Source organism: Rhizobium sp. SJZ105 (assembly GCF_007828365.1).
In the GTDB taxonomy this organism is placed as follows: domain Bacteria; phylum Pseudomonadota; class Alphaproteobacteria; order Rhizobiales; family Rhizobiaceae; genus Agrobacterium; species Agrobacterium tumefaciens.
This window is the reverse complement of record NZ_VIUP01000007.1, coordinates 126,827-145,436: the sequence shown is the minus strand read 5'-3', so window position 1 is coordinate 145,436 and position 18,610 is coordinate 126,827. Positions and strand designations below refer to the sequence as shown.

The 18,610-nt window shown below is 58.8% G+C and carries 18 protein-coding genes; 6 read left to right on the top strand and 12 right to left on the bottom strand.

The window, feature by feature from the left end; translation table 11 throughout:
- Window positions 1-8 precede the first annotated feature (8 nt).
- From kdpA to FB593_RS19930, 5 genes are all read right to left on the bottom strand, one after another.
- Window positions 9-1,712: a potassium-transporting ATPase subunit KdpA gene (gene kdpA / locus FB593_RS19945; RefSeq protein WP_035199696.1), complete on the bottom strand. Its 1,704-nt coding sequence runs from the start codon at window positions 1,710-1,712 to the stop codon at window positions 9-11.
- Between the two features lie 33 nt (window positions 1,713-1,745).
- A complete protein-coding gene (gene kdpF, locus FB593_RS19940; RefSeq protein WP_003511473.1) occupies window positions 1,746-1,835 on the bottom strand; it encodes a K(+)-transporting ATPase subunit F in 90 nt (29 codons plus the stop codon).
- 12 nt (window positions 1,836-1,847) lie between these two features.
- Window positions 1,848-1,985, bottom strand: a complete 138-nt coding sequence (locus FB593_RS27565) for a hypothetical protein (RefSeq protein ID WP_003497749.1) — start codon at window positions 1,983-1,985, stop codon at window positions 1,848-1,850.
- A gap of 166 nt (window positions 1,986-2,151) precedes the next feature.
- A complete protein-coding gene (locus tag FB593_RS19935) occupies window positions 2,152-3,105 on the bottom strand; it encodes an asparaginase (RefSeq protein ID WP_065704452.1) in 954 nt (317 codons plus the stop codon).
- Entirely contained in the window at window positions 3,102-4,559 is a 1,458-nt protein-coding gene (locus FB593_RS19930) for an amino acid permease (RefSeq protein ID WP_019564934.1), read from the bottom strand. Before FB593_RS19930 ends, FB593_RS19935 begins: the two co-directional genes overlap by 4 nt.
- Before the next feature lie 289 nt (window positions 4,560-4,848).
- Between FB593_RS19930 and FB593_RS19925 the strand changes: the two genes are divergently transcribed.
- Window positions 4,849-6,261 (top strand): aspartate ammonia-lyase, encoded by a 1,413-nt coding sequence (locus tag FB593_RS19925; protein WP_065704453.1) that lies wholly within the window; start codon window positions 4,849-4,851, stop codon window positions 6,259-6,261.
- Here FB593_RS19925 and FB593_RS19920 read toward each other — a convergent pair.
- The 4 genes from FB593_RS19920 to FB593_RS19905 all read right to left on the bottom strand — a co-directional run bounded on the left by FB593_RS19920 (window position 6,230) and on the right by FB593_RS19905 (window position 12,393).
- Window positions 6,230-6,946 carry a FadR/GntR family transcriptional regulator gene (locus FB593_RS19920; RefSeq protein WP_019564936.1) on the bottom strand — a complete coding sequence of 239 codons (717 nt, stop codon included), beginning with the start codon at window positions 6,944-6,946 and terminating at the stop codon, window positions 6,230-6,232. The genes FB593_RS19925 and FB593_RS19920 overlap by 32 nt on opposite strands.
- Window positions 6,947-7,163: 217 nt before the next feature.
- A complete protein-coding gene (locus tag FB593_RS19915) occupies window positions 7,164-10,235 on the bottom strand; it encodes an efflux RND transporter permease subunit (RefSeq protein ID WP_019564937.1) in 3,072 nt (1,023 codons plus the stop codon).
- A complete protein-coding gene (locus tag FB593_RS19910) occupies window positions 10,232-11,317 on the bottom strand; it encodes an efflux RND transporter periplasmic adaptor subunit (RefSeq protein ID WP_145166858.1) in 1,086 nt (361 codons plus the stop codon). The genes FB593_RS19915 and FB593_RS19910 overlap by 4 nt, the downstream gene beginning before the upstream one ends.
- A complete protein-coding gene (locus FB593_RS19905) occupies window positions 11,317-12,393 on the bottom strand; it encodes an efflux RND transporter periplasmic adaptor subunit (protein WP_113048788.1) in 1,077 nt (358 codons plus the stop codon). The genes FB593_RS19910 and FB593_RS19905 overlap by 1 nt, the downstream gene beginning before the upstream one ends.
- A 305-nt stretch (window positions 12,394-12,698) precedes the next feature.
- Here FB593_RS19905 and FB593_RS19900 point away from each other — a divergent pair, with 305 nt between their 5' ends.
- A complete protein-coding gene (locus FB593_RS19900; protein ID WP_019564940.1) occupies window positions 12,699-13,313 on the top strand; it encodes a TetR/AcrR family transcriptional regulator in 615 nt (204 codons plus the stop codon).
- A 570-nt stretch (window positions 13,314-13,883) separates the two neighbouring features.
- The gene (locus tag FB593_RS19895; RefSeq protein ID WP_035199703.1) at window positions 13,884-14,915 is read left to right on the top strand and encodes a fatty acid desaturase; all 1,032 of its coding nucleotides are present in this window, start codon (window positions 13,884-13,886) and stop codon (window positions 14,913-14,915) included.
- A 47-nt stretch (window positions 14,916-14,962) separates the two neighbouring features.
- On the opposite strand, the gene FB593_RS19890 is transcribed toward FB593_RS19895, so the two are convergent.
- The 3 genes from FB593_RS19890 to FB593_RS19880 are packed head-to-tail and all read right to left on the bottom strand — an operon-like array spanning window position 14,963 to window position 16,367.
- Window positions 14,963-15,538 (bottom strand): DUF4865 family protein, encoded by a 576-nt coding sequence (locus tag FB593_RS19890; protein WP_035199704.1) that lies wholly within the window; start codon window positions 15,536-15,538, stop codon window positions 14,963-14,965.
- Entirely contained in the window at window positions 15,535-15,969 is a 435-nt protein-coding gene (locus FB593_RS19885; protein ID WP_080671296.1) for a cupin domain-containing protein, read from the bottom strand. The genes FB593_RS19890 and FB593_RS19885 overlap by 4 nt, the downstream gene beginning before the upstream one ends.
- Window positions 15,966-16,367, bottom strand: coding sequence for a tautomerase family protein (locus tag FB593_RS19880; protein WP_145166857.1), 402 nt, complete (start codon window positions 16,365-16,367; stop codon window positions 15,966-15,968). Before FB593_RS19880 ends, FB593_RS19885 begins: the two co-directional genes overlap by 4 nt.
- A gap of 107 nt (window positions 16,368-16,474) precedes the next feature.
- On the opposite strand from FB593_RS19880, the gene FB593_RS19875 reads away from it, so the two are divergent.
- From FB593_RS19875 to FB593_RS19865, 3 genes are all read left to right on the top strand, one after another.
- Window positions 16,475-17,377 (top strand): LysR substrate-binding domain-containing protein, encoded by a 903-nt coding sequence (locus tag FB593_RS19875; protein WP_013761885.1) that lies wholly within the window; start codon window positions 16,475-16,477, stop codon window positions 17,375-17,377.
- A gap of 147 nt (window positions 17,378-17,524) precedes the next feature.
- Window positions 17,525-17,980, top strand: a complete 456-nt coding sequence (locus FB593_RS19870) for an Lrp/AsnC family transcriptional regulator (RefSeq protein ID WP_013761886.1) — start codon at window positions 17,525-17,527, stop codon at window positions 17,978-17,980.
- Window positions 17,980-18,609 carry a LysE family translocator gene (locus FB593_RS19865; RefSeq protein ID WP_035199708.1) on the top strand — a complete coding sequence of 210 codons (630 nt, stop codon included), beginning with the start codon at window positions 17,980-17,982 and terminating at the stop codon, window positions 18,607-18,609. The genes FB593_RS19870 and FB593_RS19865 overlap by 1 nt, the downstream gene beginning before the upstream one ends.
- Window position 18,610 lies beyond the last annotated feature (1 nt).

The following is an 18,610-nucleotide window of genomic DNA, read 5'->3' as shown; positions in this document are numbered from 1 at the left end:
GCACCACCTCAAAATACCTGGCCGGTGGCCATGACCAGATGTTCCACGACCGGACCAAGCGCCAGGGCCGGCAGGAAGGTGAGGCCACCGACGACCACGATCGTGCCGACGAGCAGACCGACGAAGAGCGGGCCGTCCGTGGGGAAGGTGCCGGCTGATGCCGGAACGGTCTTTTTGGTAACCAGCGAGCCGGCAATCGCCAACGCCGGGATGATCACCAGAAAACGTCCCATCAACATGCCAAAACCAAGCGTGATGTTGTACCAGGTCGTGTTGCCCGTGAGGCCGCCGAAGGCAGAGCCGTTATTGGCAGCAGCCGAGGTATAGGCATAAAGAATCTCGGAGAACCCGTGCGGTCCGGCTGTGCCGACCGACGCGACCGCCGAGGGCAGGATGGTGGCGGTGGCTGTGAAAACCAGCATGGCGAGCGGCAGGCAGAGAATGGCCAGAACCGCCATCTTCATCTCCTTGGCCTCTATCTTCTTGCCGAGATACTCCGGCGTGCGCCCGACCATCAGCCCCGCCACGAAAATGGCGATGATGATGAAGAGAAGAATGCCATAGAAACCCGCGCCAACGCCGCCGACGATTACCTCACCCAGTTGCATGTTGATGAGCGGAATGAGACCACCGAGCGCCGTGAAGCTGCCATGCATGGCGTTGACCGCACCGCAGGAGGCAGCGGTGGTGATGACCGCAAAGAGCGACGAGAGTGCCACGCCGAAGCGAGCTTCCTTGCCTTCCATGTTGCTTCCGGCAAGGCCGAAGCTGTGCATAAGCGGATTTCCGGCCGCTTCCGCCCAATAGGTCACTGCAACACCGGCGATGAACAGAACACCCATGGCAGCAAGGATTGCCCAGCCCTGACGGGTGTTGCCGACCATACGGCCGAAGACGTTGGTGAAGGCAGCACCGATCGCGAAGATCGACACCATCTGGATCATGTTGGAGATGGCATCAGGGTTTTCGAACGGATGCGCGGAATTGGCATTGAAGAAACCGCCGCCATTGGTGCCGAGCATCTTGATCGCCAGCTGCGACGCTACCGGGCCGACTGCGATCGTCTGCCGCGCGCCTTCAAGCGTCTGGGCACCGACATAAGCGCCAAGCGTCTGCGGCACGCCGAGCCATACGTAAACCAGGGTAAGCACGATACAGGCAGGCAGCAGGATGTAGAGCGTCGAGCGCACCATATCCACCCAGAAATTGCCGATGGCCTTGCCGGAAGCGCGCGCGAAGGCGCGGATTAGCCCGATTGCAATCGCCATGCCCGTCGCGGCAGAAACAAAGTTCTGCACGGTGAAACCAGCCATCTGGGTCAGATAGGACATGGTGCTTTCGCCACCATAATTCTGCCAGTTGGTATTGGTGACGAAGCTGACTGCCGTGTTGAAAGACAGTTCCGGCCCGACTGCTGCCATTCCTTCCGGATTATATGGCAACATACCCTGAAAGCGCATCAGGGCGTAGAGCAGGGCAAAACCGAAGAGGTTGAAGAGGAGCATGGAAAACGCATAGGTCGTCCAGTGCTGTTCTTCGCGCTCGCTTGTCCCGGCAAGGGCATAAAGGCCGCGCTCGACGGGTGCGAGAACCGGCGAAAGCAGGGTGCGTTCGCCATTGAAGACTCGCGCCATATAGAAGCCGAGAGGCTTCACCAGCGCGACAACGATCCCGCAGAAAAGCAGGATCTGAAACCATCCATTGAGGGTCATGGTATTGAACTTTCAATAGCCGCCGCTTCCCGATCAGAAGCGTTCGGGGCGAATGAGAGCATAGGTGAGGTAGGCGGCGATAAAGACGGTGACGGCACCGCTCAAAACATAATCGAATAACATCTCGACCTCCGCCTAAAGCCGGTCGCAGGCGCGCGTATAGGCAAAGCAAAGCGCGAAAAACACCGTGGCTGCACCGATCAGAATAACGTCCATCATCGATGGGACTCCTTTTTTAACCGAGGAGCCGGACAGGAAGAAAAGCGCCGTCATGTGGGACGTCGCTTTTCATTCTTTCTGGCTGGGAAGAAACACCATCCCTTCCCGCACAGAAGAATGCACCCGAACCGCATAAAGGTTCGAGACGGCGGCAGATGGAATAAAATAGGAATCTCATAGGAATTTCGATGCCCGCCAATGCGGGCATTGCAGCCGATGCTTAAGAGAGCGAGCCGTCTTTGAACGCGGAAACGATCTTTTCCGCCGGGCTGTTGGCGGCAATCAGCGCCGCAAGCAGTATACGCGCCTGTCCGGGGCGCAGCGTTGACGAATGGATGGCACCGGCCGCGACCAGATCGTGACCACCGCCGCCACCGCCGTAACTCGCCACCAGCAGTCCTTCCGGGACCCTGCTGGAGACGACGACGGGAACGCCTCGCTCGGCACAGCGCTTCACCGCCACAGCGATGCCCGGATTGGCGTTGCCGGAGCCAAGTGCGGCAAGCACGATCCCATCCGCACCGGCCTGCAGGCTTGCCTCGATATGGGCGGCATCACAACCGGGATAAATGGCAACGATATCAACCCGCAGATCGGCGAGGGGCGCAGCAAGCTCCAGCGCTGCGGCATGGGCCGCCGGCCGCGCAGAGCGGAACGCATCCGCCGCATCCGCGCTCAGCTTGTACAGCCCCCATGCCGGCAGACATCTGCCGCCGAAGGATAAAAGCACGCCGCGTTCGGCATTCGTCTGATCAAGCGCCGTTTCTATGGCCGCGGCCAGATTGGACGGCCCGTCCGCATTCGGATGGTCGGCCGTAAACTGTGCGCCGGTGAAGACAACCGGCTTGGTGGTGGCATGCTGCAAATGCACGAGCAGCGAGGATTCTTCCATCGCATCGGTTCCATGCAGAACGACGACACCGGTGACAGCGGGATCATTGAGCTCCACGCCTACCGCATCGCTGATGCGCTGTATGTCGGCCAATGTCAGGCTGGAGGAATCCTTCGCCATCAGATCGACCGGCTTCAGCCTCGCGTTGATTTGCGGAACCAGTGCAAGCAGGTCTTCACCCGAAAGGCTTGGTGTGCTGGCGCCATCGGCGCCGCGCCTGCTGGCGATGGTACCACCGGTGGCGATGACCGCCACCAATGGAGCTTCACCATGCCCGCTCAATGCGACGCTCCCGCGCCTGCACGTTCGCCGGCCAGACGGTGGATACGGTCGCGCAGCATATACCAGCCGATGACCAGCGCCGGGATGATGACCAGCAGCGAAGCGATGGTCCACGAGCCGACAGGGTAATCAAAAGCCATCAGCACCAGCACGCCGAACAGGAAGACGAGTGTGAGAATGCCAGTGTAAGGCGCACCGAACATGCGGAAATCCGGGCGAGCCAGTTCGCCGCGCCTGGAAAGCTGCCACAGTTTGAGCTGGCAGAGCACGATGACGGCCCATGCGCAGATGATGCCGAGCGCCGACAGGTTGAGTGCAATTTCGAAGGCCGCAGCTGGCACGACGGCGTTCAGCGCCACACCGAGAACGGTGACGGCGGCGGTCACCGCAATACCGCCATAGGGCACGCCGGCCTTGTTCATCTTTGCCAGCGCTGCCGGCGCCGATCCAGAGACCGCCATCGAATGAAGAATACGGCCGGTAGAATAAAGCCCGGCATTGAGCGAAGACAGCACGGCGGTTAGCACCACAAGGTTCATGATCACATCCGCACCCTGAACACCGATGGAACCGAAGAAGGTAACGAAGGGGCTCTCGCCAGCCTTATAGGCGGTATAAGGCAGAAGCAGCGTGAACAGCAATACCGAGCCGACATAAAACACCACGAGGCGCAGCACCACGGCGCGGATGGCGCGGGGCATGACTTTGCGAGGGTCTTCGGTTTCCCCTGCCGCCGTGCCGATCAGTTCGATCGAGGCGTAAGCGAACACTACCCCCTGAATGATGACGAAGGCAGGAAGAATGCCGTTCGGGAAGAAGCCGCCATTGTCGGTGATAATGCTGAAGCCTGTCACATGCCCTTCAATGGGCGTGCCAAAGATGACGAAATAGACGCCAACGACGAGGAAGATCGCAAGCGCCAGCACCTTGATCAGGCTGAACCAGAACTCAAGCTCGCCAAAAACCTTCACCGACAGCATGTTCATCGCCAGCACAACCAGAAGTGCCGTCAACGCAAACACCCATTGGTCGATGCCCGCCAGCCAGGGGACGTAGTGCTTGAAGAAGTTCATATAGAGCGCAACGGCGGTCACATCGGCCACCGAGGTCATTGCCCAGTTCAACCAATACATCCAGCCGGCAAAGAAAGCCATCTTCTCGCCATAGAACTCGCGGGCATAGGACACGAACGAGCCGGAACTCGGGCGATGCATGATAAGTTCGCCAAGTGCACGCAGCACCAGAAACGCAAAGAAGCCGCAAAGCGCATAAACAAACACCAGCGCCGGACCGGCCTGCGCCAGCCGTCCACCGGCGCCCAGGAACAGCCCGGTGCCAATTGCGCCACCAATCGCGATCATCTGGATCTGACGCGGTTTAAGTGCCTTGTGGTATCCGAGGTCTTCTTCCGTGAAGACCTCGCGTTCGGCAGGTGCCGTTTTTACAGATTTCATTGATATTTCTCCTCCCAATGAATTTGCTTTGCAGTCGGCGATACGCCGGAAATCAAAATTGGAACTGGCATGCTCGGCGCTGGATACAGCGCCAGCAAGCTCATGCATCGCTGTAAAGCTGCATGACAGATTTTTGCCCTCATAATTGCAGAGAATGCCGTTCGTCAAGGGGATCGAAGCATTATTGACCTTCGTACGGCGAAGGATTAAGGTCGAAAAATCTGTAAGACAGCTTTACAGATTTTGGTAACGCTTTGAGCTATTGGAGGAAAAAGTGGGCGTGACGCGCATGGAGCATGATTTGCTCGGAACGAAGGAAATTCCGGCAGATGTTTATTGGGGCGTGCACACGGCACGCGCGGTGGAGAACTTTCAGATCACCGGCGTAACGATCGGCCACAACCCCTATCTCGTCAGGGGACTTGCCTATGTGAAGGAGGCCGCCGCCCTCGCCAATCACGAGCTTGGCTTGCTTGACCAGGAGCGGATGGAAGCAATCGTCAGAGCCTGCCGCGAAATTCGTGAGGGTGCGCTTCACGAGCAGTTCGTCGTGGACGAAATTCAGGGCGGTGCTGGCACTTCCACCAACATGAACGCCAACGAGGTCATCGCCAACCGGGCACTTGAACTGCTCGGCCACGCGAAAGGCGATTATGCCCACCTTCACCCCAACGACCACGTCAATCTCAGCCAGTCCACCAACGATGCTTATCCGACGGCGGTCAATGTAGGAATGATCGAAGCGATCGACGATCTCGCGGCTTCGATGGGTGTGCTGAAAGACGCGTTCGATCGCAAGGCACAGGAGTTTTCCGGCTTCATCAAGCTGGGACGGACGCAATTGCAGGATGCCGTGCCGATGACGCTCGGTCAGGAGTTCCGCACTTTCGTGGTGATGCTGGGCGAGGATCAGGCCCGCCTCATCGAATCCGCAGCCCTGCTGCACGAGATCAATCTCGGCGCCACCGCCATCGGCACCGGGCTCAATGCACCGCGCGGTTATGCGGCGCTTGCCTGCCAGCATCTGGCGCGGTTGACCGGACGCCCGCTGGTGACGGCCGCCGACCTGATCGAAGCGACGCAGGACCCCGGCGCATTTGTGCATCTGTCCGGCGTGTTGAAACGTGTCGCCGTCAAACTGTCAAAAACCTGCAACGACCTTCGCCTGCTCTCTTCCGGCCCGCGCGCCGGCATCGGCGAAATCACCCTGCCCTCCGTTCAGGCGGGGTCCAGCATCATGCCGGGCAAGATCAATCCGGTCATTCCCGAAATGGTCAATCAGGTGGCTTATGCGGTAATCGGCAACGACATCACCATCACAATGGCCGCCGAAGCCGGGCAGCTACAGCTGAACGCCTTCGAGCCGATCATGGTGCGTGCCCTTTCCCAGAGCATCAGCCAGCTGAGCGCCGCTTGCCGGACTTTGGCGGCACGTTGTGTCGATGGCATCGTCGCCAATCCCGCCATCATGGCACAGCGTGTGGAGGAATCGATCGGTCTCGCAACCGCGCTTAACCCGCTGATCGGATACTATGCAGCAACTGACGTCGCAAGGGAGGCGCTGGCCAGCGGCCGCACCGTCCCGCAGGTGGTGCTGGAGCGCGGCTATCTGACGGAGGAGCAACTTCATCAGGCACTGAGCCCCCGCCACCTCGCCAACCTACCCGCGCTTACGGGTGTCGAGCCCGATCTTCTCCAATAATGGTCGTTACCACCTGCTTCACCTGACCCAGGTGAAGCTCCATCGCTTCGCGCGCATCGGGGGACGAACCCCGCCGGATCGCCTCGACGATCCGGCGGTGCTCCAAATTCGATGCAACGCGCCGGCCAGCCATCAGGTTGACCATCTCGGACTGTTGGGAAAGAGCCTCGCGCGCATCGGCCACAACCTTGGCAAACAGTGCATTGGACGAGGCTTCCGCAATGGCGCAATGAAATTGCCCGTCCAGCAGCACCCACGGATGCGGCCTTTCCTCAGCCTCCATCCTGTCGCAGAGTTCGAGCAGGGTCTCTAGTTGGGCATCCGTGCGCCGTAGCGCCGCCCAACCGGCCGCCGGCACCTCAATGAAGGGGCGTGCCTCGATCAGGTCACGGGCGGAATATGCTCCGTAACTCAATTCAGCAGGCGGTGTGGCGGTCATTACATAGGTGCCGCTACCCGTGCGCGTCTGCGTCAACCCCAGAGTCTGGAGAGATCGCAACGCCTCGCGCACGATCGGCCGGCTGACACCATATCTTTCCGCCAGATGGGCTTCGGAGGGCAGCCGGGTTCCGACCACGAGCTGACCAGAGGTGATGGCCGAACGGATATCTTCGAACACCACTTCTGCGGCATTCTTGCGATTGATCGGCTTTGCGTCCGCAAGCCAATCCGACAACCCGCCCATCCTTGAACCCTCCGGCACCCTTGGTCTGTCAACGACGCAGAAGCAAACGCTTATCTATTGAAGGACAGCGCCGCTCCCGCAGCTAAGCCGATCTTCCTAACACTATCTGCGCCGAAGGAACAACGATGGCGGGCACATTTGCAGAATTTAAGCGGGACAGTGGCTTTGCCGGCGCCACACCCTCGCGATCACGAGGGTGTGGCTGTCTCACAGGAAATTACGTCTTGATTTCCTGTGCTTCCTGCTTGTCATCTTCGCGCGGAATGCGGAACCACGCGACATAGAGTGCCGGAAGGAACAGCAGCGTGAGCGCCGTGCCAACCACGATGCCGCCCATCATGGCATAGGCCATCGGACCCCAGAATATCTCCCGAGATATGGGGATGAGGGCAAGTGTTGCCGCCGCAGCCGTCAGCATGATCGGTCGCATGCGATGCTCGGTCGCCTCGATGACGGCGCGCCAGGCCGAGACCCCCTCGCTTCTGAGATGTTCGATCTGAACGACGAGAATGACCGAGTTTCGGATCAGAATACCGATCAGTGCCAATATGCCGAGAATGGCGACGAAACCCATCGGCGCGTTGGAGAGCAGCAGCGCTGCCACCACGCCGATCAGCGCCGTCGGAGCAACGGCAAAGACAAGAAACAGCCGGCTGAAGCTCTGCAACTGAACCATAAGGATCGTTGCCATCGCAAACAGCATCAGAGGCACCACGGCTACGATTGGCGCCTGCGAATCCGCGCTGGATTCCACCGAGCCTCCTATTTCCACCTTGTACCCCACGGGGAGCGACTTTTCGAAAGCCTCGAGTTTCGGCTTCAACTGCTCCACGATCGTCGCCGGCTGCGTCGGGCCGATGATGGCAGCCTTGACCGTGACTGTCGGAATTCTGTCGCGACGCCAGATGGTCGGCTGTTCCAGCTCGTAGCGGAAATTGGCGATTGCCGACAGCGGCACGGCCTTGCCGTTCGTGGCCGGCAATTGCAGGTTCTGCAATGTTTCGATGGAGCCGCGCTCCGCCAGCTGCGCACGCGCCACCACATTGACGAGGTAGATATCATCCCTGACCTGCGTCACGGTGGAACCCTCGACAATGCTGTTCATTGCATTGGCGATGTCTTCCGAAGAGACACCGAGCTGGCGGGCCTTGTCCTGCAAAACGTCGACCTTGACCACCCGCGTCGGCTCATTCCAGTCCATGACCATGTTGGACAGCAGCCGATGCTCGCCGACGATGCCCGCCAGCTGCTGGCCTAGTTCGCGGACATGCTGGATATCCGGACCGCTCAAGCGATATTGCACCGGCTTTCCGACCGGAGGGCCGATGTCGAGCAATTTCACGAAGGCGTCGGTGCCGGTAAACGTCCGGTTCAGATAGTCCTGCAACTCAGCGCGCACCTTGTCGCGCACATCAAGCCCCTTGGTGACGATGATTGTCTGGCCGAAGGTGACATCAGGCGTCTGCACGTCAAAGGAGAGGATGAAACGTGGTGCGCCTTCACCGACATAGGTCGTCCAGTGGTCGATGTCGGGGTTTTTCGCCAGCGCTTCCTGCTCGAACTGTGCCATCTGCCGGTTGGTTTCGGCAATCGAGCTGTTCTGTGGCAGGTTCCAGTCTACGATCAATTCCACACGGTCAGAAGCCGGGAAGAACTGCTGCTGCACGAGGCTCATGCCGCCAACGGAAAGGGCAAACAACGCAACCGTGAGGATGATCGTAACCCAACGAAAGCGCAGCGCCCGGGCTAGAAGCCAGGAAAAGCCAGAGGCAAAACGGCCCTTCTTCTCATGGTGCGATTTCATCGTCTTGGGCAACATCGCCACGCCAAGCAGTGGCGTGAACACAACCGCGACAATCCACGACACGATCAGCGAAACGGCGATCACCACGAACAGGGTGAATGTGAACTCACCCGCCGCGCTGTTGTTGAGGCCGACGGGAATGAAACCGGCAACGGTGACCAGCGTACCGGTCAGCATCGGGAATGCGGTCGAAGTATAAACATAGGTCGCCGCTTTTCTGAGATCATCGCCGACCTCGAGGCGTGCGACCATCATCTCGACAGCAATCATAGCATCGTCGACGAGAAGCCCGAGCGCGATGATAAGCGCGCCGAGCGAGATGCGTTGCAGCGAAATGCCGGTATATTCCATATAGACGAAGGTGATCGCCAGCACGAGCGGTATGGAGACCGCAACCACCATGCCCGCCCGCAATCCGAGGCTGATGAAGCTGATGACGAGAACGATTGCGATCGCCTCGAACAGCGCCGAAGTGAAGCCGGAGACCGCCTCATCGACCACGGCCGGCTGATCGGACACGCGATGCACATCGACGCCAACAGGCAGGTCCGCCACGATACGCTTCATCTGTGCATCCAGCTCCTCGCCGAAATGCACGAGGTTCGCACCGGTTTTCATGCCTATGGCAAGACCGATGGCCGGTTGCCCGTTAAAGCGGAACAGCGAAGACGGCGGATCGACATAACCGCGCCGGATCGTCGCCACTTCCGTCAGCGGGAAGAACCGGTTGTTGACGCGCAGATTGATGGCGCGAAGGCTGTCTTCCGAGGTGAACTGGCCGCTGACACGCAGCGCAACACGTTCCGGCCCGGCATTGACGAAGCCGGACTGGGTGACAGCATTCTGGGCTTGCAGCGTCTTGATAATCGATTGCTGATCGATGCCCAGCGCTGCGATCTGCCGCGTGGAAAACTCCAGATAGATCGCCTCGTCTTGCGCGCCGATGACATCAACCTTGCCGATATTGTCGACAGTCAGAACCTTGGCACGCGCGTCCTCCACCAGATCGCGCAATTGCCGCTGGCTGAGACCGTCGCTGGTGAAGGCGTAGATATTGCCATAAACATCGCCGAAACGGTCGTTGAAGAACGGGCCGACAACGCCCGAGGGGAAGTCGCCCTTGATGTCGCCGATCATGTTGCGCACGCGCACCCAGGTGGGTTCGACATTCTTGGCTTTGGTTTCCGGCACGAGTTCCACGAAAATCGTCGTCTTGCCAGCGACTGTCTGGCTGCGCAGATAGTCGAGATTGTCGAGTTCCTCGAGCTTCTTCTCGATCCTGTCGGTCACCTGCCTGGCCACTTCCTCCGCCGAAGCGCCGGGCCATTGCGCGCTGATCACCATTGTCTTGATGGTGAAATTCGGATCTTCCTCACGTCCGAGGTTGAGATAGGAGAAAACACCGGCAAGAACGAAGACCAGCATGAAGTACCAGACGAGCGAACGGTGCTCGAGCGCCCAGTCGGAAAGATTGAATTTCTTCACTGATGGACCTCCTGATCGATCCTGATGGCTTGACCATCCTTAAGCTTGTGAACGCCGGCACTGGCGACACGTTCGCCGGGCTTGACGCCGCCGGTGATGCGCACACTGCCGCCTTCAGCGGGCTCGCCCTCTATTTTGACCGGGCGCGAGGTGACCGTGGCCGTATCGGTATTGACGATCCAGACACTCCAACCGTCTTCGGTTTTCAGCAGGGCCGACGAGGGGAGCATGATCTGCGATTCGGAGGCGGCAATTGCTGAGGCCGTGACGACCGAGCCGAGCCGGAATGTCGGCGGCGCATCCTGAAGGCTGATTTTCGTGCGGCGCGTGCGTGTTGCGGTTTCGGCTTCTGGGGCAATCTCACGCACCACGCCGGTGGTGCGTATCTTTGGGTCCAGTTGCAGGGCGATATCGAAGGTCGATCCGATATCAAGTCGCTGCGCCGCAAATTGCGGAACATCGACCACAACATCCCGCACTTCCGGGCGGGCAATGGTCACGACCGTCTCTCCGGCAGAGACGACCTGGCCAATTTCACCGGATGTCGCAGTCACCACGCCGTCAAATTCCGCGTGTAGCTGCGTATAGCCCAGTTGCTCCTCGGCCTTATCAAGATTTGCACGGGCTTTGGCGACGGCGGCATTGGCCGTTCGCGTGGCCTGCTCGGCCTCTTCAAGTGCTGCTTCCGTGCCGCTGCGGGCCTCGGCCAGCACGCGCTGACGCTGCTCGGTCGTCACCGCATTGGCCAGTTGCGCTTCGGCGTTGGACAGATCGGATTGGGCGCTCTTTACCGAAAGTTCCAGCGCGAGCGGATCGATCGAGGCCACCACATCGCCTTTCTTGACCAGATCGGCCACATCGACATTGCGGGCAATGATCCGGCCGAGAACACGAAAGCCGAGATCGGTCTGAATTCTCGATTCCACCGTGCCGGTCAGCCGCAGCGCATCGGCGCGCGTCTCCCCTACGACAACGGAGAGCACCGGGCGCGGCGCCTCAGCGGGCGCTTCCTGCTTTTCCTGGCAGGACGAGACCGCAATCGCCGGAAGCAGCAAAAACAAGCTTCTGTTTATCCTGAACATTATTGTGCCTGCCCCTTTTCATAGGCGACCTTTTCACCGGTGCGGAGAAATTTGGTCCCGCTGGTCACGACGAGATCGCCGGGAAGAAGTCCTTCCGCCACGACGAATTGACCCGTCTCATAGTCGGAGACCTCAACCCGGCGCATGGCGATTTCCGAGGACTGCGCATCGACCACCCAGACGGCGGGAAGGTCGTTCTGCGATGCCATTGCCGACCAGGGAAGCTCAATCGCCTCCACCTGCTTGAAGCGGAAATGACCCGATACCGGTGCTCCGAGCGGCATGGTCATATCGCCGTTCAGGCCAACCTTGACCCGGATCGTCCCATTGTCGGGATCGATCGTCGGGGAAATCTCCCGCACCGGTCCCTCGACAGCGCGGGCGGGATCCGACAGGAGGCTGACATTGACGAGATTGTCGATATCGCGCTCGAGGAACAGGGATTCGTAGACATCAAATACCGCATCGCGCGGCCCGTCATGCGCCAGCGTGAAAACGAGCTGAGCGGCCTGCGCCACCTGACCGACTTCGACATTGCGCGCGGTGATCACACCATCCGCATCGGCCCTGAGTTCGGTGTAGGAAAGCGCATCGCGCGCCGTATCCAGCTGGGCCTGCGCCGATCTGACGGCGCCTTGTGTGGTGAGCAGGGTTTCCTGCGCCTTGTCGACCGCGGAGCGCGAAGTCACCTGCGTCTTGAAAAGACTTTGCTGGCGATCGAATGCCAACTGCGCCTGCGTCATCTGCGCTTCGGCAGATTGCAGGTTGGCCACCGCAACGTCGATATCCGCCTTTTGCTCTTCCGGGTCGATGCGAGCAAGCAATTGCCCGGCCTTTACCGGGGTACCCACATCCACCAGCCGCTCGGTGATCTTGCCGCTCACCCGAAAGGAAAGGTCCGTCTGGACCCGTGCCCTTACTTCACCGGTGATGACGCTGCCACGGCCGACGGGCTTTTTCGCTGCCGCAACCACATCGACGACACGCAACGGCTTTTCAGCAGGCGGCTCTTCGTTGCTGCAGGACGACAGGGCGAAAATGCCGCCGACCGCCATTGCTAAAAGAATGCTTTTCATGGTGACCTCTTGATCTTCGCCTCACCCTATAATATTTGACTGACTGAATAGTCAATGAAATTCTTGTGTCGCCGATCGGGAACCGTCCGGACGTCAAACCGGGCTCCCCGAATGATCATTACGAATGCCCGGCGCGTCCTCTCGGACGCATCGGGGGATGTGCCGACATATTGAACCACGCACCACGTCTTGTAAAAATCGATTCCGGTTTTTACGCCGGTGCTATAGGCAAACCACCTGTCATTTCCGCCGATTGCGACGGGTAAAAAGGCAAGTGCCGAAAGAATACGTAGGGATCCGGGGTTATGGCAAAAGCAAAACTGACACGCGCAGAACAGAAGATACAACGTCCGTTGGAAATTCTCGACGCCGCATTCGAGGAATTCACCAAGAGAGGATTTACGGCCACGCGGGTGGAGGACATTGCCGAGCGGGTGGGAGTGACGAAAGGCACGGTCTACGTCTATTTCGAAACCAAGGAGGCTCTTTTCGAGGCGATGATCAGGCATGCCTCGGCACCTTTTCAGGAGGCATTCAAGGCTTATGCACGCACGTCGGATGATCCCGTCGAGGAGCTTCGGATGCTTCTTGAATTCCTGTTCGACGCCCTCGTCGACAATAGAAAGATGCGGGAACTGTTTCGCTTCATCGTTGCGGAAGGAGCAAAATTCCCCGATCTCATCGACCAGCACCATGACGTGGTGATGGCGCCGGTATTCGAGCGGATCAATACGATCCTCGAAGAGGGCGTGGCGAAAAAAAGGTTTAGAGCCAACCCCACCGAACTGGCCAAGGTCGTCATGTCACCCATAGTCGGAACATTGGTTTTCCGGTTGATTTTCGACGATCGGCGCAGTCTGGACAAGCAGGTCGTTCTGAAGATTCATCTCGAACTGATCATGCGCGGGCTGCTGGCATAAGGGGCACTCTCCTGCCAGTCGATGACCCCTGATGCTGCGATCTGATACATCGCAAGAAACCTTACATGTCGGGCGCGATACAGCCACAATGCTGCGGTAAGGGTCTGTTGCCTCGAGCATATTGCTCGTATTTGAACGAGTAATTGCCATCCTGTTGCCGAGACCCGCTCACCACTCCAACTTTTCAGCGATTTTAGTTGCCGAGTCGAGCTGTGCTCCTGCGAGAGAATGCCAGTGCCGATTAAATTCTAGTACCCTTCAATCAATTTGAGGTCACCCTGCCCCTCTGTGCAAACAGCGCCGGTACAGTTAGACAGAACAGGTTCCAGCCGCGCAGAGTTGTGCGAGATCCTCGCCGAGCAGATCGACTTAATTAACCGTTTCAGATTTCAGGAGCGAGCTTACAGCTCGAACATTTATGAACAAAACAGTGAATGCCCGCGCCGAGCAGAGCACGGAACCGCCGCGGCAACGCGTGTTGGCTCGAGATCGGGCTATTCCAGAAAACGACCGCCAGCGCGGTGAACACTTTTTTCGAAATGCAGGCGACCAGAAGGATTGCTATCAACCATGACCGCGACGTTAACAGCCCAATTACCTGGCGGCGCGAGTGAAAAGGCCCTGCTTAAAATACTTTCGAATTATCGCAAACCCCGCACCGGCCGCAGCCTGTACGAACTTGCCGTGACGCTTGTTCCCTTTGTATTCCTTTGGGCAGCAGCGTCGGTATCGATTCATTTTGGTTACTGGCTTGGCCTGCTTCTGGTGATCCCCGCAGCCGGATTCCTGTTGAGGCTCTTCATACTGCAACACGATTGCGGACACGGCTCTTTTTTCGGGCGCCGTCGCTGGGATGACTGGACGGGTCGCGCAATCGGTATCCTGACGCTGACGCCCTACGACTATTGGCGCCGCGCGCATGCGGAACACCATGCGTCAGCCGGCAATCTCGATGAGCGAGGGGTTGGCGACATTACAACTCTGACCGTGACCGAATATCGTGCACTCTCCTCACGCGGAAAACTCGGTTATCGCTTGTACAGGCATCCGCTGGTGATGTTCGGCATCGGTCCTGCTTTCCTGTTTCTGTTCAAACAAAGGCTACCGTTTGGCATGATGCGGTCTGGAGCGTTGCCCTGGATTTCGACAATGGCAACAAATGCCGGTGTGGCCGTATTGGCCATTCTTCTTATCTGGGCGATAGGGCTCGTGCCTTTTCTGTTGGTTCATCTGCCAATAGTGCTGCTTGCCGGGTCAGCAGGTGTCTGGCTGTTTTATGTCCAGCACCAGTTTGAAGAAACCCACTGGTCCAAGCCTCCGGAATGGGCTTTTCCCCATGCGGCGATGCATGGCGCCTCGTATTACGATCTTCCGGGTCCGCTGCGTTGGATCACCGGCAATATCGGCATGCACCATGTCCACCATTTGTCGAGCAAGGTACCTTTTTACAGGTTGCCAGAGATTCTGCACGACTACCCGGAGCTTGCGAAACTTGGTCGCATCAGCCTTCGCGACAGCCTGGGCTGCGTAAAGCTCATTCTGTGGGACGAATCCACCAAACGGCTGATTTCGCTACGTGAGGCAGAAAAGCAACCGCGATAGACGAGAGCTGGAACGACGCAATACCCTTTGAGCCGGTGCGTGAGATATCATTCCGCTAAATGCAGAACCGACCCCAATGAGACGTGGCCAACAGTGTAGGTTTGCATTGTTTCAGTAACGGCCGGCACTGTCGGCCAGAGATTGAATTGTAGCAGCAGCCATTTTGTTGGATCGAATGCGGCTATGGCCGCGAGCGCGCCGGCCCTGATTGCTGAACGCGCGTCCGCGGTCGCCGTATCGCGTAGCTTGGCCAGATCAGAATGGGGCGCTATGGACCGAGCCTCCCGTGTGGCATATCGCGAAGCTGTAAGATCAGGTACGTGGTCGGCGTGCCAGACCAGCCATGTCTGCACCGATGGCCAGCCGAAGTCCCGTGTCAGAACCGCAAAACCTGGACCGGACAGGAAGCTGTCTATCCCTTCTGGCTCGTCCCAGAGATAGAACGGCGCGTAGAGATTTTCAGCACTGGTGAAGCCGGCATCCTGCTTTCTCGCCGAAAGATAGGCCTTGAAACGCAGGCGTGGAAAGCCATCGAGCAGCGGCCCCTTCTCCCTTATGCGCCGGTCTATGATCGCCATGTCGTAGCCGGCAGGCAGCGTGAAGCTGTATTGCATGGCGATCATGACGTGCTCTCCTCTTTTTTGACAGGTTCCATCCAGTGGACGGCAGTTCCACTCCTGACCGGCTGGACGCTGAGATAGCTGAAGGGACAGGACGGCGCGGCGCCATGCCAATGGGCTTCGCCGGGCGCAAACCACACCGCATCTCCGGCACGGACTTCACGCGGATCGTCACCCTTGCGTTGGATGAGACCGATGCCATCCAGCACGAAGAGAAGCTGGCCGCGCGGATGACTGTGCCAATGGGTCACGACCCCCGGCGGCACAAAAGCGCGCATTGCCGTCATCTCGCCATCGATCCGGCTCGATAACAGCATCTGGACGAGGAAGGATCCGCTGGAGATACCCTCAGGTGCAGCAACTATTCCGTCACCGGCTCGACGCACGCTCATGGTGGATGGACAGGCCGGTTGCATCTCGAAAAAATCGGTCATCGGCCACTCCCATCCGCTGGTGTGCCTGCTGAAACGCCTGATGCAAAGGACCAGTCATCAAACGTCGAGTTGACGATGGCGACCATCACATCCTCCGGCCTCACACCGGGCGACACCGCCAGGTTTTCGACGAGCCTCGCATAGAAGCGCGCCTTGGTTTCCGGCGATCGCGTCTTGCCGGTGGTGATATGAAAGAAAATGAAATCATCCGACCGAGGGCCGCCGCGATATGTTCGGTCGAAGATCAGTTCGCCCGGTTGGTGCTCGTGGATTGCAGCGAAGCGGTCGTTTTCCGGAACGTCAAAGCAGTCGACAAGCGCGCGGTCGAGACTGTCGGAAACCGCCTTGAGATAGTCGGTGGATTTGCCCGCAAGCAAAGATATTCGGGTGAAAGGCATGGATGCGCTCCGTTCAAGAGGATTGACAGCCACACTATGAAACGACATCATCATCCTGAAAATCAAATTATTCAGGACACTACGTCCTGATTTTAGGGACATTTAATTTGCGCCTTACCCATTTGGATCTGGACGCGCTCCGCAGTTTCGTGATTGGCATCGAGAGCGGGTCGTTCGCGCAGGCCGCAGACAGACTGGGGCGTTCGACCTCTGCGGTCAGCGCACAACTCAAGAAGCTGGAGGACCAGACCGAAACCGCTCTGGTGCGCAAATCCGGCCGGGGGCTGGCGCTGACCGAGAGCGGCGAAGTGCTGCTGTCCTATGCCCGCCGCATATTGAGCCTGAATGACGAGGCGATCAGCGCCGTTCGCGGGCCGGAACTCGCAGGCTGGATCCGCCTCGGGATTCAGGAGGATTTCGGAGAAACCGTGTTGCCGCAGGTGCTGGGCCGTTTCGCACGGGCCCATCCGCGGGTTCGGATCGAAGGGCGCATCGCTCGCAATAGCGAATTGCGGGAGAAGGTCGAGTCCGGCCATCTTGACCTCGCCTTGGCTTGGAATGACGACACGGCTTCGCCGGCTGAAACGGTTGCATCCATGCCACTGTGCTGGCTGGGCGCGGCGGAAACAGAAACTGTCTGGCAGACCGGCGGGAAAGAGCCGCTGCCACTTGCAGTCTTGGAAGCGCCGTGCCTTTTACGTAGCATTGCCTGCAACCACCTTGATCAACAGCGTATCGCCTGGCGCATTGCATTCGTCAGCCCTAGCCTCGGCGGGTTGTGGGCTGCGACAGCCGCAGGCCTTGGCATCGCACTTCGCACACCGTTCGGCCGGCCGCCTTCCGTACGGGTTCTCGATCCACTCACCAATGGTTTGCCACAACTCCCGTCGCTGGGGCTCAGCCTTCTTCGCTCCGGAAAAGACGAAAATCCAATCAGCGCCCATCTCGCCACGATCATCCGCCAAGCCTTGCAGGAAACGCTGCCGGAAGCATGGATAGTGCGACCGTAATCGCTGAAATAGCATGAGCTTCCGCCAAGATTACAGGCACGGCGAAGCTGCAGGGGATTCTTGGCTCGGTTTAAAGGCTTGCGCTCGATTCACAAAAATTCCGCATAATATCTTTCATTATCACAATAAACATGATTATCTGCGGAAATGGATTCAACAGACCGCAAAATCATCAGTCTTCTTGCAGAAGACGCCCGCCGCTCTCTGGCCGATATCGGAAATGTCGTGGAGCTTTCCGCTTCGGCCGTGAACGAGCGCATCCGACGCCTGACGGCCAGCGGGGCGATCCGTCGCATCACCGTTGATGCCGATCCATCCGCATTCGATTTGCCCGTGATCGCCTTCGTGTGGATCGCGTTGGCGCCGGATGCGGACGAGGCCGCGTTTCGTGTCTATGCGGCGTCGCAGTCCGCTATTGCGGAATGTCACCATGTGACCGGGCAGTGGTCCTACCTCGTCAAAGTTCACGTCGGGTCGCTGGCGGAGATCGAAACCTTTCTGGCGACAATGAAACAGAACGGGTTCCTTGCCCGTACCGAAACGATCATCGCCCTGTCTTCTGTCGTGCCGGGACCATTTATGCCGAAGGAAAGCGTGGACTGATGGAACTGATGCTCGTTTTGAAAAGCATTGTGCTGGGCCTTGCGGTCGCAGCCCCGCTCGGCCCCATCGGCGCCCTCTGCATCAACCGGACCCTTGAGCGCGGGTTCTGGGCGGGAGTGGCAGGTGGCCTTGGGACTGCTCTGGCGGATGCCGTGTATGCCAGCCTCGCAGCGCTGGGCTTTTCCGCTTTCGCGGCGACCCTTGCGACAATCGATACGCCGCTCAAAATCGTCGGCGGCCTTTTCATGCTGTGGCTCGGCTGGAAAAGCCTGAGGCCCAAACCTCTGGCAGAAGCGGCCAAGGTTGGAGCGCGCGATCTGCTCGGCACCATCACCGCGACCTTTTTCCTGACGATCACCAACCCCATGACGATTCTGTCCTTTGCAGCAATTTTCGCGGGTCTCGGCCTTGCTGACGCATCGGGAGCGACGAGCGCGTTTTTTGTGGTCGCGGGCGTTTTTCTAGGGTCTTTATTGTGGTGGTTCATGTTGAGCGGCGGCGTTGCATTTGCCCGGCAGCGCCTTCCCACCACCTTTGCCCGCTGGGTTTCCCGCCTGTCCGGAGTGATCCTTGTCTTATTCGGGATTTTTTCCCTAGGTTCACTTGCCTGGGGCATGATGGCTCATTGAA

Excerpts from the sequence above, each read along its gene's own strand:
- kdpA (WP_035199696.1), bottom strand. The coding sequence starts at position 1,712 with ATGACCCTCAATGGATGGTTTCAGATCCTGCTTTTCTGCGGGATCGTT.
- kdpF (WP_003511473.1), bottom strand. The coding sequence starts at position 1,835 with ATGTTATTCGATTATGTTTTGAGCGGTGCCGTCACCGTCTTTATCGCC.
- FB593_RS27565 (WP_003497749.1), bottom strand. The coding sequence starts at position 1,985 with ATGACGGCGCTTTTCTTCCTGTCCGGCTCCTCGGTTAAAAAAGGAGTC.
- FB593_RS19930 (WP_019564934.1), bottom strand. The coding sequence starts at position 4,559 with ATGAAATCTGTAAAAACGGCACCTGCCGAACGCGAGGTCTTCACGGAA.
- FB593_RS19925 (WP_065704453.1), top strand. The coding sequence starts at position 4,849 with ATGGAGCATGATTTGCTCGGAACGAAGGAAATTCCGGCAGATGTTTAT.
- FB593_RS19920 (WP_019564936.1), bottom strand. The coding sequence starts at position 6,946 with ATGGGCGGGTTGTCGGATTGGCTTGCGGACGCAAAGCCGATCAATCGC.
- FB593_RS19910 (WP_145166858.1), bottom strand. The coding sequence starts at position 11,317 with ATGTTCAGGATAAACAGAAGCTTGTTTTTGCTGCTTCCGGCGATTGCG.
- FB593_RS19905 (WP_113048788.1), bottom strand. The coding sequence starts at position 12,393 with ATGAAAAGCATTCTTTTAGCAATGGCGGTCGGCGGCATTTTCGCCCTG.
- FB593_RS19900 (WP_019564940.1), top strand. The coding sequence starts at position 12,699 with ATGGCAAAAGCAAAACTGACACGCGCAGAACAGAAGATACAACGTCCG.
- FB593_RS19895 (WP_035199703.1), top strand. The coding sequence starts at position 13,884 with ATGACCGCGACGTTAACAGCCCAATTACCTGGCGGCGCGAGTGAAAAG.
- FB593_RS19890 (WP_035199704.1), bottom strand. The coding sequence starts at position 15,538 with ATGATCGCCATGCAATACAGCTTCACGCTGCCTGCCGGCTACGACATG.
- FB593_RS19885 (WP_080671296.1), bottom strand. The coding sequence starts at position 15,969 with ATGACCGATTTTTTCGAGATGCAACCGGCCTGTCCATCCACCATGAGC.
- FB593_RS19880 (WP_145166857.1), bottom strand. The coding sequence starts at position 16,367 with ATGCCTTTCACCCGAATATCTTTGCTTGCGGGCAAATCCACCGACTAT.
- FB593_RS19870 (WP_013761886.1), top strand. The coding sequence starts at position 17,525 with ATGGATTCAACAGACCGCAAAATCATCAGTCTTCTTGCAGAAGACGCC.
- FB593_RS19865 (WP_035199708.1), top strand. The coding sequence starts at position 17,980 with ATGGAACTGATGCTCGTTTTGAAAAGCATTGTGCTGGGCCTTGCGGTC.